Below are 14,383 nucleotides of genomic sequence, written 5' to 3' on the forward strand. Positions count from 1 at the left end.
TACTCCCTTCTAATGCTGCAGTAATTGATCTTTATGCTTCGCTAATGCTCCGCGCAGCCGTAATATAGCTTTCGAATGTAGCTGGGAAATCCTCGATGGGGATAAAGACATTACTTCCGCGATCTCGCTTAACGATAATTCTTCATAATAAAAGAGCGAGATAACGGTGCGTTCCTTCTCCGTTAATTTTTCAATGCCGTTAACAAGAGAGTCCTTGAGGAAAAACTCATGCGCTTTGTGATCGGGATTTTTGGCCCGTTCGTCAATAAGCAGCGAAAGTCTTGTCTCCGACTCTTCTTCACGGATCGGATCTTCCAGCGAGCATACCGTGGTAATCGCAATCTCGTGAAGCATTGTGGTAAATTCCTTCTCGCTGACATTTAAATATTCACTGATCTCCGCGTCGGATACGGAACGCAAGTATTTCTGCTCCAGGCTTTGATAAGCTTCTTCAATGCGCTTCGCCTTCTCGCGTACCGAACGCGGCACCCAATCACCCTGGCGAAGCCCGTCGATAATCGAACCGCGGATTCTCCAGGATGCATAGGTTTCAAATTGTAAGCCGCGACAGTAGTCGAATTTCTCGATTGCATCGATAAGCCCCATGACTCCGTTGCTGGCGAGATCATCCTTAAGAACATTTTTGGGCAATCCAATCGCCATACGGTTCGTTACATAATCGACCAAAGGCAAGAATTGCTCGATGAGACGCTTCTTGGCTTCAAGATCGCCTTCCTCTTTCCACGCTCGCCACAAATCCAAATTCGCAGTCGAGATCATGTCACTCACCCTCCAGTCAGATGACGAATGGCCTTAGCCAATTCCTCAGGCTCTTTATTCTGTGTTGATACCAGCTTTGGCGGCGTTAACGGCTTAAACTGACTTTGTTGTTCCTGATGCTGTACGTCCTGAGTCTTATGGCCGTCCATCTGTGATTTGAGCAGTTGATTCAAGTCTTCGCTCTCATCAGGGGTTTGGAGATCCAGCTGTGTTCCTTTTCCTTCTTCTCCGACAGTCTCAGCTTGATGCATCACTGGCGGACGAAGAATAAAGGCAAGTAGAAACCGCATTGCAAATGCAATCGCAACAAAGGCGATGAAAGCATACATGCTGCGCATCAGCATGACAGACAGCGGGTTTTTACCAATCGAAAATAATAAGGTTAATACCGCGCCAATAATCCCGAGGCCCACATTCCATCGCCAATTTCCAACCATTTCAAATCTCCTTTATTCCAAACTGCACGCTTCTAATAGTCAATACACCGCTGCTGCTGTCGATTTCAATCGTGCGGCCGTAATTCCCGCCTGTATCTTGTCCCATCAAGGGAATGGAATAATTCGCGAGAATCTCCAAACAGGATTCAACATTCCGGGGTCCGATCCGCATCGAATCCGATTGGCCCGAGAAGGCGAACATTTGCGCTCCACCGGCCATTTTTGCTGCTAGACGTCCGATAACGGCGCCTTCTGCTTTCATCTGCCCAATAAGCTCGGGAATTGCCGTATCCGCATATTTGGCAATATTCATGGTCGACTCTCTGGCAATTTCCGAGGATGGCAGCATAACATGCGCCATACCCGCAATTCGTGCAACAGGATCGTATAACGTCAGTCCGACACAAGAGCCTAGTCCTGTTGTCCTCAGATGTGCTCCGTCCGCAGCCCATTTTAAATCTGCCATGCCGACCTTGATCACATCTTGTTGGATCATTCGGTCAGTACTCCCAAGGATTGAAATATTTTAGTGAAGGAATCCGGGTCCGGAATAAGGAAGAAATGCCCCTCCAGCTCTTCCCTGTCTTCTAGGAACGTAGTTTCGATAAGCAGGGCGGAATCCCCCATCTCGCCGTATTGCATGAGTCCGTAGGTTAAGATTGGACCTGCCATATCCCTGGCAACGGAAGGCACGGAAGGCGCCATGGATAAATGCGTGAAGTCGGCAAGGGACGACAAATACGATCCCGCCAAAATGTTGCCGATCTCGCAAAGGGCGGACATTTCCATCTCCGAGTAGCTGCCTGTTGATTCGCAATCCAGGGACAGGAGCTGTCCCAACAAACGCTTCGCGGCATCCTCCTGGATAATGAAAAACATATTGCCGGGCGCTTCCCCTTCTACCCGAAGATATACGGCAATGACAACCTGCTCCGAACCGCCGACTCGATCCGCTACTTCTTCAAAGGGCAGCAGACTGACCTTCGGAACCGCCATGTCTACAGGCTTGTCCAGAAGGCGGGATAATGCGGTTGCCGCATTACCCGCCCCGATATTGCCTACTTCCTTCAGAACGTCCATTTCAAACGCTTTGAACCTGTTAAAGGCGTCCACACCTACACCTCTAACTGCTCAAGCTGAATGATCTCGCTTTTGTTCAGCACTTCGGATAGATTCAGCATAATAAGCAGCCGGTTATCTCCGAACTTCGCAATGCCTCTCAAATATTTCGCTTTAATGCCGCCGACAATTTCAGGCGGCGAATCGATCGTGTCCGCGTCGATATCCACGACGTCATTGGCGGAATCAACGATAAAGCCAACTTCCATTTCGTTTACCGCAACGACAATGATCCGGCTGTTCTCCGTTGTTGCCGACTCCTCCAAGCCAAAACGGCCGCGAAGGTCGATTACAGGAACAACGATACCGCGCAGATTAATAACTCCTTTAATGAAGGAAGGCGTTTTCGGCACGCGCGTAATTGGGGATAAACGTTCGATTGTACGGACTTTATCCACCTCAATGCCATATTCCTCATGCGCCAGCGAAAATACGATAACTTTTAATTCTTCTCCCATCGTTAAGCCCTCCCTATTTGATAAGTGCGTTAGGATCAATGATGAGCGCCACCTGGCCATCGCCAAGAATGGTCGCACCGGATATAGCTTCAATATTGGTTAAATATTTGCCTAGCGATTTCAACACAATCTCGCTTTGTCCAATAAACTCGTCAACGGTAATCGCCGCCCATTTATCGCCTTTACGGATAACGACAATTTCGGTCTCCGACTCGCTTTGCTCGTTAAAGTCGGGCGAATCGAGTACTTTGCTTAAAGAAACCAAAGGAATAACGGCGTTTCTGAAATGAATCATCCGGTTACCGTGTACGTTCAGGATCTGATCCTTCTGGATAATGCCGGTTTCCACGATAGACGTAAGCGGAATCGCGTATTTCTCGGAACCTAGCTTGATAAGCATCGCGGAAATAATAGATAGAGTCAGAGGCAATTGAACGGCAAATTTCGTTCCGCGCCCAAGGGCGGAATCTACCGTCACATTGCCGCCAAGGGAAGTGATCTTGGATCTAACGACATCAAGGCCAACTCCGCGGCCGGAAATGTCGGAGATTTTATCGGCCGTGCTGAACCCTGGAGCAAATATCAACATGTTGATATCTTCGTCAGACAGCTGCTTCGCCTGATCCTCGGTGACAACGCCGTTCTTGATCGCCGTTTTTAGAACTTTCTCGCGGTTTATGCCTCTTCCGTCTTCTTCAACCTCGATAAAGACATGATTGCCGCTATGATAAGCGCGCAGGTTAATCGTTCCTGTCTCCGGCTTGCCCGCTGCGATACGTTCCTGGGTGGTTTCAATGCCATGGTCCACCGAGTTACGGAGCAAGTGAACAAGCGGGTCGCCAATCTCGTCAATGACTGTGCGGTCAAGCTCTGTATCTGCGCCAGTAATAACCAGATCAATTTTCTTGTCGAGCGATTTAGCCAAGTCGCGGATCATGCGCGGGAACCGGTTAAATACCGAATCTACCGGAACCATCCTCAGCTTCAGGACGATATTTTGCAGATCGGAGCTGACTCGTGTCATATGCTCGACGGTTTCCGTCAGATCGTTGCGGCGGATCTCGCTGGACAGCTGCTCCAGCCTTACACGGTCGATCAGCAGCTCGCTGAACAGGTTCATCAGAGCATCCAGACGATCGATATCGACGCGGATCGTTCTGGATACGGCGGCAGGCGCAGAGGATGCTGCCGCCTGCGTGCGTGCTGCGCTAACCTGCTTGCGCGCTTCTTCCTTCGCGGCTTCCGATTGAGGCTCGGCTTGCGCAGGTGCCGCTGCCGGAGCCTGCTCCTTGGCCGCCGCATTATTCAGCATGGCGAGCGACTCAAGATCCAGCAACGCTACAGTGACTTTCTCGATCTCGGAGATTGCCGCGATTTGAGCTTCCAGCTCTTGCTGGGACAGGGTTGAGATCGTAAACACGGAGAAGGAACGGTCGAATTTCTCCTGCTCCAAATCGGTTACGGAAGGCTCGGATTTTACGATGTCGCCATTCTTGCCCAGCAGATCGAATACCATATAGGCACGCACGCCTTTTAAGACGCAATCTTCCCGGATTTCTACCTCGATGTAATAGACGTTATGCCCGCTATCGATAGATTGCTGGATCACCGAGGTCTGGAACTCATCCAGAATTCCGCCGGTTTGCTGCACGGATGCGGACGGAGCAGACGATGCAGCCGTGGAAGCTACCACCGTTTTGTAGTCTCCTTTGACAATGGACTGCAGCGAAGCCACAATCGCGGTTACATCCGCTTTGCCCGTCCCGCCTCCTACGATATCCTGAACCATGGACTCGAGAGCATCCAGCCCCTTGAACAAGGTATCGAAAATAAATTCATCCATCTTCAGCTTGCTGTTTCGTACAAGATCAAGCACGTTTTCCATCTCATGCGTCAGCGAGGCAAGATCTTCATACCCCATCGTTGCGGACATCCCTTTTAGGGTGTGGGCAGAGCGGAAAATTGACTGGACGATCGATAGATCCTCCGGCTCACTCTCCAGGCGAAGCAAATTTTCGTTCAAAGCTTGCAGGTGATCATTGGATTCGTCGATAAACATCGATAAGTAGGCGTTCATATCCATTTTGTCGCACCTCCTGATAGGACTTTATATCATCTATTATCCTTTCAAAACCGCATGCTGCAGCTCGGCGGCAATCTGCTGCAGCGGCAGTACCGTCTTCACGCAGCCGGTCTCTATCGCGCTGCGCGGCATACCGTAAACGACGCAGGTCTGTTCGGATTCGGCAATCGCCGATTCCGCGCCGCTGTCGACGAGAGCCTTCATTCCTTTTGCTCCGTCGCTTCCCATTCCCGTCATGATGACGGCGTGACGTTTCAGCTCGTCGAATGGGGTCAATGACTCGAATAGAACGTCAACCGAAGGACGATGTCCGTTGCGCGGCGGCTTCTGCGTAAGCTGAACGTAATAGCCGCTCTCGTCCTTCGCTAGTTCCATGTGATGACCGCCAGGGGCGATATAGACAACCCCGGCCTTCAACCGGTCACCTTGAGAAGCCTCCACAACTTCAAGCTCGCTAAAGCTGTCCAGACGCTGGGCTAGCGACTTTGTAAACTTGGGAGGCATATGCTGAACGATCAATACGGGCACTGCCAGCTGGGCCGGAAGCGAAGTGATCACTTCATGCAGAGCGCGTGGACCGCCGGTTGAAGTTCCGATCGCAATTAATTGGTCAAAGCCGTCCGTGTGCCTGAACCGTTTCCGTTCTTTGTTCTCCTCCAGTGCCGCCGCGACCGGAGCGATTGGTATACCCGGGGCTGACCCGTACGGTCTGCCGCCGCCATCGGTTAATGGCTTGACCGGATTCCTCAGACCGCCTGTTGGTTTGGTTTTCTTCTCTAATGCCGGAGCAGATGCGTCTCTTGCTTCTGCCTGCTGCTCCGGCTGCAGCAGTCCACGCTTACGGTTGTTCCCTTCTTCCGCCGATTTCGCTGGCTGTGCAAGCCGTGACTGCTCGGGCATGTCCCTTTTAATGGAAGCCTTCTTCTTATCCGTGTCCATAACAGCGGTAGAATACCTTTTTGTCAGGACCGCGATTCTCAGCTTCTCAAGCAACAGCTCCCCGACCCGGACAATATCATTGGAGAAAGCGCCCATCGGCTTGCGGATGAAGTCGAATGCCCCGAGCTGCAGTGCCTTAATGGTCTCTCTCGTGTTCTCTTCACTGATGCCGGATAACATGATCACGGGTGTCGGCTGTTCGATCATGATCCGCTGCAGGGCATCGAGCCCGTTAAGCTCGGGCATCTCGAGATCCAACGTGACAGCATCGGGCTTCCACTTTTTAACGGCTTCAATGGCTTCAATGCCGTTACAAGCCGTTGCCACAATCGTAAATTGGGGGTCCTGAACGATCAGATCGCTGAATATTTTTCTCATGAAAGGCGAATCGTCCACGACCAGCACGCGATAAGGAGCCATCCTGTTCCCCCTCTTATGTATGTATGACTACCGGTTAAACCTAAACATCTTATGTATGAATCCTCTTACTCCAGCTGCAGCGGTTTGCTCCGGAATGGACATCTCCAAATATCGGCGTGCAATTTCGTCAATTCCTCTTGAGGCGTCGCTTCCCGGGAAAGCAACGGTAAACGGCGTTTGCCGCTTTACGGCTTTCGTGACATTCGGATCATCCAGGATTACGCCCAATGTCGGAAGTTCGGCATGAAGAAATCTTCTGGCAACAAGATTAATTTTGTCCGCAGTCTGGATGCCCTCCTTGCGGTCTGTCGCGCGGTTAATAACGAGCTTAAACGCGGCGTTGATGCCCATCGACTTGACCATCTTTACCAGAGCGTAGGCATCGGTAATCGCTGTTGGCTCCGGCGTTGTCACAACAAAGGTTTCTTCCGCCGCAGAGATAAACTTGACGGTTTCCTTCGACAAGCCCGCTCCCGTGTCAAAGAGAATAAAATCGTATTCCCCCTGCAGCTTGCCAATCTGTTCCGAGAACCAGTCCAGCTGCTCCGCGGTTAAGTCAAGAAGATCCTGAAACCCTGAACCGCCCGCTATAAAATGCACCCCTGTCGGGCCAATCTGGATAATATCCCAGATGGTCTTATCCTGCTTGAACAGATGATAGAGGTGATAGGAAGAGCTTACTCCCATAAGGACATCGATATTGGCCATGCCGATATCCGCGTCAAATACGAGAACTTTTTTCCCCAGGCGTTGCAGCGAAATAGCAAAGTTCAGGCTGAAGTTGGATTTGCCTACTCCTCCCTTCCCGCTCGTGATCGTTACGATGCGGGTAGGACGGGCAGTCTCCTGGCCCATCCTCATCTTCACCATGTTGCGAAGCGCCTCCGCTTGATCATTCATCGGCAGGAGCCCCCAGCAGCGCATCGATATATCGCTCCGCATTAAATGGGGCAATATCGTCCGGCACGGTCTGGCCGCTGGCAACAAACACCGGCTGCAATTCATTTTGCAGGGCCAGGTTTAGGATCGATCCGTACACCGACGTCTCATCCAGCTTAGTGAACAGCACCTTGCGGACTCCATATTTCACAAAATTGTCCGCCACCGCCATCATGTCTTTGGTTTTGCCGGTCAAGCTCAGCACTAACACGGTCTCGCTCTTCTCGCTGGACTGCAGGAGACTGTTTACTTCGGAAACGTGAAGCTCATTTCGGAAATTCCGGCCTGCCGTATCCATGTAAATCAGTTCACGGTCTTCTAGCTGCTTGAAGGCTTTAGGCAAATCCATTGGCGAGAACACCACTTCCATCGGCACGTTCAGAATATTCGCGTAGGTTCGCAGCTGATCGACCGCTGCAATCCGGTAAGTATCGGAAGTGATTAACCCAATCTGCCGTCCAAACTTGATCGATTGTCCCGCTGCCAGCTTTGCGATTGTAGTGGTCTTGCCCACACCCGTCGGTCCAACAAAATGAACGACTCTCGCAGACTCGCTAATGGATTGATGACTGTACGGAATCAGCCATTCCAACAGCAGCTCCCTGGCAATCCGCCACGTCTCAGCCCCGTCCGGCATTTCCTTCTGGTCTGCAAGTTTCTCGTTAACCGCGTCTATTAACCGGTCTATCAGTTCCGGCTCCACTTCCTGTTGGACCAACCGCCCATACAAGGATTGAATGGCGAGCGGCCGTTCCATGTCCGGCTTATGCATCGACAGCTGCTTCAAAGATTGCTTGATAAACCGGATTTCCTCTAACAGATCATCGTTAATCCGGTTTATCGTCTGCAACGGAGGGGAAGCCGGCATAACCGGCGGAGGCGGCTGAACGACCGTCACAGGCGCGGGAGCCGGAGGCTCAAGAACCGCCGTAGCCGTAGCCGCTTGCCTTTTCGACTCTTGTATCGCACGAACAACCTGCTGGACCTCTGCTGCCGCTTTTTTCGGCTGGGTTGCTGGAGTTGGCGCGGCTGCTCCCGACTCGATTGCGGCTATAACCTCCATCTTTTTCTTCCGGAACATCCCCATGAATCCGCCGATCCGGACTTCCTTCGTATTCAGGATGACGGCATCTTTGCCAAGCTCGCTCCGAATCATCGGCAGGGCTTCCGGCAAGGCGTTCACCACATAACGTTTTACTCTCATAAATTCACCACCCCTACGCTTTGAACTTCAATGTTAGGCTCGAGCTCGCTATACGACAGTACCGGTACATCCTGCATGGTCCGTTCCACAATCTGTCTCAGATACATGCGAATGGTAGGCGAAGTCAGTACAACGGGATGCTGGCCGGATTGAATTTGGCGCGACACTTGCTCGTTGAGCTTCTGATAGATTTGCTGCGTTGCGACAGGGTCAAGCGCAATATAGCTTCCCTGGTCGGTCTGCTGAACCGACTCCGCGATTTTCTTCTCAAGCGCAGGACCTACGGTAATAACCCTTAACATATTACCCGTTGAAGTGAACTGCTGCGTAATCTGCCTCGACAACGCTTGCCGGGCATATTCCGTAAGAATGTCCGGGTCCTTCGTATAATGGGCTTGATCCGCCAGCGATTCGAAGATCGTGACCAGATCCCGGATCGACACTTTCTCACGCAAAAGCTTGGCTAGTACCTTCTGCAAATCGCCTATCGATAAAATGGAAGGAATAAGTTCTTCGATAAGCGCCGGGTAAGACTCTTTCACATTCTCTACCAGAGCCTTGGTCTCTTGGCGGCCAATCAGCTCATGCGCATGGCGCTTAATAATTTCCGTCAAATGCGTTGCCACGACGGAAGGCGGATCCACAACGGTATATCCGGAGATTTCCGCTCTCTCCTTCATGGCTTCATCGATCCAGAGCGCCGGAAGTCCAAACGCCGGTTCGGTCGTTTCGATTCCGATAACGGACTCGTCTTCGAAGCCCGGGCTCATCGCAAGATAATGGTTAAGCAGCAATTCGCCGCGAGCAACGATATTCCCCTTAATCTTGATGACATATTCATTCGGCTTGAGCTGTATGTTATCGCGTATCCGGATGACCGGCACTACAAGTCCAAGCTCAAGGGCGCATTGCCTACGAATCATAATAATCCGGTCAAGCAAGTCTCCTCCCTGCTGCGTATCCGCCAGCGGTATAAGACCATAGCCAAATTCGAATTCGATCGGATCAACCTGCAGCAAGCTGATGACACTTTCGGGACTTCGCACCTCTTCGATCTGCTGCTCCTCCTCCAAAAGCTCTTCCTGCTGCATTTGCTTGGCAATGGATTGCTGCATCCTCCAGGCACCGAACAAGAGCAAGGCGGCGAATGGAACCGTCCGCAGAATGCCGATTGGCGTGAATACGCCGAGCAAAGTGATTGTTCCAGCCACAATATAAAGCAGCTTCGGGTATTTAAGGAGCTGCGTTGTAACGTCCTGCGCGAAATTTCCGTCCGAAGCGGCACGGGTTACAATCAGGCCAGCTGCCGTGGATATAAGCAGGGCTGGAATCTGGCTGACCAGACCGTCACCGATCGTAAGAATCGAGTAGGTTTGCAGCGCATCGCTAAAGCTGTCTCCGTGAATGGCCATCCCGATAATGAAACCGCCAATAAGGTTGATAAGCAAGATAATGATGGAAGCAATGGCATCACCCTTGACGAATTTGCTTGCACCGTCCATGGAGCCGTAAAAGTCCGCTTCTCTTTCGATTTTCGAGCGGCGCTCACGCGCCTGCTGTTCATTGATCAGTCCCGCGTTCAGGTCGGCATCAATGCTCATTTGCTTGCCGGGCATCGCGTCGAGCGTAAATCTGGCCGCAACCTCCGCTACCCGCTCCGAACCTTTCGTAATAACGATGAACTGTACAACGACCAGGATGAGAAATACGACGAAGCCAATCGCGATTTGCCCTCCGCCTACCCAGGACCCAAACGTCTGTACAACCTCGCCGGCATGGCCGTGCGACAATATATTGCGTGTTGTCGATACGTTAAGAGCAAGCCGGAATAAGGTCGTCACTAGCAGGATTGCAGGGAAGATAGAGAAATCGAGAGCTTCCTTCGTATTCATCGCAATCAGCAGAATCATGAGCGCGATCGAAATGTTCAGGATGAGCAAAATATCCAGCAGCAGTGTTGGTATAGGGATGACCATCATGAGTACGATGCCGATAATCCCAGCTAAGATAGCAATATCTTTCACTTTCATGATGTTGTCTCCTCCCTCTCAATTATGATGATCGAACCCGGCCTTTCATTTTATAAACAGCCGCCAATACTTCCGCCACGGCTTGGAACAAATCGGCAGGAATCGAATCGCCGATATCGGCCCGTTCGTAAAGCGCTCTGGCCAGCGGCTTATTTTCCATCATGACAACGCCATGTTCCTTGGCAACTTCGCGAATGCGGAGCGCCAAGTGATCCATCCCTTTTGCGATTATGACCGGAGCCTCCATCTTGGAAGCATCATACTGCAACGCAATGGCAAAGTGGGTTGGGTTCGTAATAACCACATCGGCCTTGGGCACCTCCTGCATCATCCGCTGCATCGCCATCCGGCGCTGCCTTTCGCGGATTTTGCCTTTAATGAGAGGATCGCCCTCCGACTTCTTGTATTCGTCCTTGATGTCCTGCTTGGACATTCTCAGACTCTTGGCATGCTCGTAACGCTGATACATATAATCGGCGAAAGCCAGTATAACAAGCACCGCTCCGGTCTCTAGTCCAAGCTTGACCGTCAATCCGGCAGTAAAGGCAAAGATTTGCTGGACCGATAGACTCGATAACATTAGAATCTTGTCCCAATCGCCCCAAATCGCCCGATAGACCAGGATGCCGATGATTAAGAGCTTTAATATGCTTTTTAGAAACTCAACTACCGTTCGCATCGAGAATATCTGCTTAAACCCGTTAATCGGATTCAGCTTGGTAAACTTCGGCTTAAGCGATTCGCCCGTAAGCAGGAATCCGAACTGCATGACGTTTCCCAAAATCGCCACGATCACTACGATAGCGAAAATCGGCGCCAGGAACATTAGCATGTCGACCGCAAGCTTGTTAAACAGCGGCATAATGTTCGCCGTCGTGACATCCATCGTCAGCCAATTATCAAAGAGCTCCTGGAACACGCTCATAATCCTCGTCTTATAGTAGCTGCCCAAAGCCGCAAAGGTAGCAAAGGTAAAGAGCAAAATCATGGAGCTTGGCAAATCGTTGGATTTGGCGATCTGCCCTTTCTTGCGGGCTTCCTGCGTTTTCTTCGGCGTCGCTTTCTCCGTCTTTTCCTGACTAAACAGCTGCAAGTCTAGCTCTAGATAGTAAGATCTCAACGTTGCAGCCTCCTTATTTGCTTTCGGTTTGTTGCACAATGCCAAACAATTGCTCCAGATTGTCAAACATGATGGCAAACAGCCGCTCGAATATCGCGGATATACCGGGGAGCACCAGGATCAATAATCCTAGTCCAAGGAGCAGCTTAAGCGGAATCCCGATAACAAACACGTTGTATTGAGGAGCCGTCTTTGCCAGGAAGCCAAGGCCTACGTCCGTCAGGAACATCGCTATGACAAGCGGAGCCGCAACCTGCATGGCCAGCAGGAACGCGTTCCCTACCGCACGCGACAGGAAATCGGTTATGCTTCCATCGTAAATCCTGCTGAACAATTCGTTGGACAAAGGCATCCATTTGTAGCTGTCCATCAATCCGGTGAGCAGATAATGATGCCCGTTAACGGCCAGAAACACCATGATAAGCAGCATGTACTTGAAGTTGCCGAGCAGCGGAGCCGAGACACCCGTCATCGGATCAATAACGTTTGACATGGCGAAACCGATTTGCATATCCATCAGTGCGCCGGCTGTTTGCACAACCGTCATAAAGAGATAAACGATGTACCCCATCAGAAGTCCGATGAGGACTTCCCGGAATATGTACAGAATGTACTCTGCATCCATCGGTACCGTCTTCTCTTTCAGCCCATAGGTCATAAAGACAATAAGAGAGAGAAAAAAGCCAAGTCCGATCTTGAAGGTGCTTGGTACTCCACGCATGTTAAACAGCGGAGCTACGACGAAAAACGATGTCATTCGACAAAAAATAAGCAAAAAAATAGGGAAGTACTCCACGATCTGATCCATGATTTCCGTTCACAACCTATCCGATGTATTTATACAAGTTGTTCAGCAGATTGTAAGTGAAATCGACGATTACATTCAGAATCCAAGGCCCGAATATAATCAGGGATACAAAGACCGCTACGATTTTTGGCACAAAAGCTAACGTCTGCTCTTGAATTTGGGTAGTCGCTTGAAAAATACTGACGATCAATCCGACGACTAGAGCGAGAACGAGCATCGGCGCGCTGGCTTTCAATACGGTACTGATGGCTTGTCCGGCCAATCCGATGATGAAATCAGCACTCATTGAACGTTCCTCCCTGTCATAATTACGTGTTGAAGCTTAACAGCAATGATTTGACGATCAAATACCACCCGTCCACCAGCACGAACAACAGAAGCTTAAACGGCAGGGATATCATGACCGGCGGCAGCATCATCATCCCCATCGCCATTAACGTGCTTGAGACGATCATATCGATGACCAGGAAAGGAATAAATATCATAAAGCCCATCTGGAATGCGGTTTTCAGTTCGCTTATCGCGTAGGCAGGCACCAGAACGGTAATCGGGATATCCTGATATTTCTCCGGCTTCTCCGTTTTCGTATAGTTGAGGAACAGAAGCAGATCCTTCTCCCTCGTATGCGAGATCATAAACTTTTTCATCGGATCCGCCGCTTTCTCCAGCGCCACGGTCTGCGTGATTTCACCCTTGAGATAAGGCTGCAAAGCCACTTCGTTTACCTGGGAGAAGGTCGGAGCCATAATGAAAAAGGTCAGGAACATCGCCAGCCCGATTAGAACCTGGTTCGGCGGCATTTGCTGCGTGCCAAGCGATGTCCGTACGAATCCAAGTACGATGACGATCCGGGTAAAGCTTGTCATAAGTACCAGGATTGCCGGCGCAATGCTTAATACCGTTATTAGAAGCAGGAGCGACAAAGCGCTGGTTCCCGGCTCTTCGCTTCCATCACCGATGCTGATATCGACATTTGGCAGCGGATCGGCCGCAAACGCATGCGATTGCAGCAGCATAACCCCCAGCAGTACGGTGACAATCGAAATCCACCATTTATTTTTCATTGTCATCCCCATCATGTTTGGATTCCTTCAGAAGCGACTCCAGCTGCTCTCTGCGGACAGCCTGCTTACTGAGGTTTTGATTCAGCAAGCTTTGGAAGGAGGATTCCTGCATGTTCCACTGCTCTTCCGTCAGGTCCTCTCCCTTGCGCGACTCTTCTTTACGGAACCTCTTAAGAAAATCGGAGATTGTGTTTGCCGACCATCCGGCTGCATGGGATTGTCTGTCTAGCGAAGCAAGAATGGCCTGCACTTGCTTCTCATCGTCAATCTTGTCGAGGAGCGTCACGTTCTCTCCTACACCCACCACATACAACCGGCCTGACAGCTCTACAACCTGAAGAGAATTGTTCTGCCCCAGCGCAACCCCTCCGAGAGAGCGAACCGCACGGTTAGTTCCCCACATGCGATTACGCTGAGACAAAAATTTAATAAGTAATACAATTAAGCCGATAACTATAAAAAGAGAGACAATGACCCAGATCACGCTGCCCGTATAGCTGCCGGCCATTGGACTCTCGTCATTCCCGCTGCCCGCTGCCGCGGCGAAGGCGGGCTGTACAGCAACGCCAACCGCAGTCAAGGAAGTTAATCTCGTAGCATATGTAAGCATAGCTTAGCCAAGCGTTTTCTTAATCGCTTCGATTACGCGATCAGCTTGGAATGGTTTAACGATAAAGTCTTTTGCGCCGGCTTGGATCGCGTCGATAACCATCGCTTGCTGGCCCATCGCGGAGCACATAATCACTTTTGCATTGCCGTCCAGCTTTTTGATTTCTTTCAGCGCGGAAATGCCATCCATCTCCGGCATCGTGATGTCCATCGTAATCAGGTCAGGCTTAAGCTCCTTGTACTTCTCTACCGCCTGTGCGCCGTCTTGCGCTTCCCCGACGACCTCGTAGCCGTTCTTTGTCAGAATGTCTCGGATCATCATGCGCATGAATGCTGCGTCGTCTACGATTAGAATGCGGTTTGCCATCTTTTT

Annotated in this window: 16 protein-coding genes; all 16 read right to left on the reverse strand. The window is 50.9% G+C overall.

Features of this window, described 5'->3' with window-relative positions; genetic code table 11:
- Positions 1 to 9: 9 nt before the first annotated feature.
- The 16 genes from ACR9FF_RS17025 to ACR9FF_RS17100 are packed head-to-tail and all read right to left on the reverse strand — an operon-like array spanning position 10 to position 14,377.
- Positions 10 to 780, reverse strand: coding sequence for a FliA/WhiG family RNA polymerase sigma factor (locus ACR9FF_RS17025; RefSeq protein ID WP_435163197.1), 771 nt, complete (start codon positions 778 to 780; stop codon positions 10 to 12).
- Positions 781 to 785: 5 nt separating this feature from the next.
- The gene (locus ACR9FF_RS17030; RefSeq protein ID WP_435163199.1) at positions 786 to 1,217 is read right to left on the reverse strand and encodes a hypothetical protein; all 432 of its coding nucleotides are present in this window, start codon (positions 1,215 to 1,217) and stop codon (positions 786 to 788) included.
- A gap of 1 nt (position 1,218) precedes the next feature.
- Positions 1,219 to 1,713 carry a chemotaxis protein CheD gene (locus tag ACR9FF_RS17035; RefSeq protein WP_127495810.1) on the reverse strand — a complete coding sequence of 165 codons (495 nt, stop codon included), beginning with the start codon at positions 1,711 to 1,713 and terminating at the stop codon, positions 1,219 to 1,221.
- A complete protein-coding gene (locus ACR9FF_RS17040; RefSeq protein ID WP_435172141.1) occupies positions 1,710 to 2,297 on the reverse strand; it encodes a chemotaxis protein CheC in 588 nt (195 codons plus the stop codon). The genes ACR9FF_RS17035 and ACR9FF_RS17040 overlap by 4 nt, the downstream gene beginning before the upstream one ends.
- Before the next feature lie 35 nt (positions 2,298 to 2,332).
- On the reverse strand, positions 2,333 to 2,794 hold the full coding sequence (locus tag ACR9FF_RS17045) for a chemotaxis protein CheW (protein WP_127495811.1): 462 nt from the start codon (positions 2,792 to 2,794) through the stop codon (positions 2,333 to 2,335).
- Positions 2,795 to 2,807: 13 nt separating this feature from the next.
- On the reverse strand, positions 2,808 to 4,877 hold the full coding sequence (locus ACR9FF_RS17050; protein WP_435163201.1) for a chemotaxis protein CheW: 2,070 nt from the start codon (positions 4,875 to 4,877) through the stop codon (positions 2,808 to 2,810).
- Between the two features lie 36 nt (positions 4,878 to 4,913).
- The gene (locus ACR9FF_RS17055) at positions 4,914 to 6,236 is read right to left on the reverse strand and encodes a protein-glutamate methylesterase/protein-glutamine glutaminase (RefSeq protein WP_435163203.1); all 1,323 of its coding nucleotides are present in this window, start codon (positions 6,234 to 6,236) and stop codon (positions 4,914 to 4,916) included.
- 27 nt (positions 6,237 to 6,263) lie between these two features.
- Complete coding sequence (locus ACR9FF_RS17060) at positions 6,264 to 7,136, reverse strand: MinD/ParA family protein (RefSeq protein ID WP_127495814.1); 873 nt, start codon at positions 7,134 to 7,136, stop codon at positions 6,264 to 6,266.
- A complete protein-coding gene (flhF, locus tag ACR9FF_RS17065; protein ID WP_435163206.1) occupies positions 7,129 to 8,379 on the reverse strand; it encodes a flagellar biosynthesis protein FlhF in 1,251 nt (416 codons plus the stop codon). Before flhF ends, ACR9FF_RS17060 begins: the two co-directional genes overlap by 8 nt.
- The gene (gene flhA / locus ACR9FF_RS17070; protein ID WP_201000545.1) at positions 8,376 to 10,409 is read right to left on the reverse strand and encodes a flagellar biosynthesis protein FlhA; all 2,034 of its coding nucleotides are present in this window, start codon (positions 10,407 to 10,409) and stop codon (positions 8,376 to 8,378) included. The genes flhF and flhA overlap by 4 nt, the downstream gene beginning before the upstream one ends.
- A 22-nt stretch (positions 10,410 to 10,431) precedes the next feature.
- Positions 10,432 to 11,529 carry a flagellar biosynthesis protein FlhB gene (gene flhB, locus ACR9FF_RS17075; protein WP_127495817.1) on the reverse strand — a complete coding sequence of 366 codons (1,098 nt, stop codon included), beginning with the start codon at positions 11,527 to 11,529 and terminating at the stop codon, positions 10,432 to 10,434.
- Positions 11,530 to 11,542: 13 nt separating this feature from the next.
- Positions 11,543 to 12,337 carry a flagellar biosynthetic protein FliR gene (fliR, locus tag ACR9FF_RS17080; RefSeq protein WP_201000547.1) on the reverse strand — a complete coding sequence of 265 codons (795 nt, stop codon included), beginning with the start codon at positions 12,335 to 12,337 and terminating at the stop codon, positions 11,543 to 11,545.
- Positions 12,338 to 12,353: 16 nt separating this feature from the next.
- On the reverse strand, positions 12,354 to 12,623 hold the full coding sequence (fliQ, locus tag ACR9FF_RS17085; RefSeq protein ID WP_127495819.1) for a flagellar biosynthesis protein FliQ: 270 nt from the start codon (positions 12,621 to 12,623) through the stop codon (positions 12,354 to 12,356).
- 22 nt (positions 12,624 to 12,645) lie between these two features.
- Positions 12,646 to 13,353, reverse strand: coding sequence for a flagellar type III secretion system pore protein FliP (fliP, locus tag ACR9FF_RS17090; RefSeq protein WP_373312715.1), 708 nt, complete (start codon positions 13,351 to 13,353; stop codon positions 12,646 to 12,648).
- Positions 13,354 to 13,390: 37 nt separating this feature from the next.
- Positions 13,391 to 13,981: a flagellar biosynthetic protein FliO gene (locus ACR9FF_RS17095; protein WP_435163209.1), complete on the reverse strand. Its 591-nt coding sequence runs from the start codon at positions 13,979 to 13,981 to the stop codon at positions 13,391 to 13,393.
- Between the two features lie 33 nt (positions 13,982 to 14,014).
- Positions 14,015 to 14,377: a response regulator gene (locus ACR9FF_RS17100; protein ID WP_015845017.1), complete on the reverse strand. Its 363-nt coding sequence runs from the start codon at positions 14,375 to 14,377 to the stop codon at positions 14,015 to 14,017.
- Positions 14,378 to 14,383 lie beyond the last annotated feature (6 nt).

Source organism: Paenibacillus glycanilyticus (genome assembly GCF_051200795.1).
GTDB classification, from domain to species: Bacteria; Bacillota; Bacilli; order Paenibacillales; family Paenibacillaceae; genus Pristimantibacillus; species Pristimantibacillus glycanilyticus.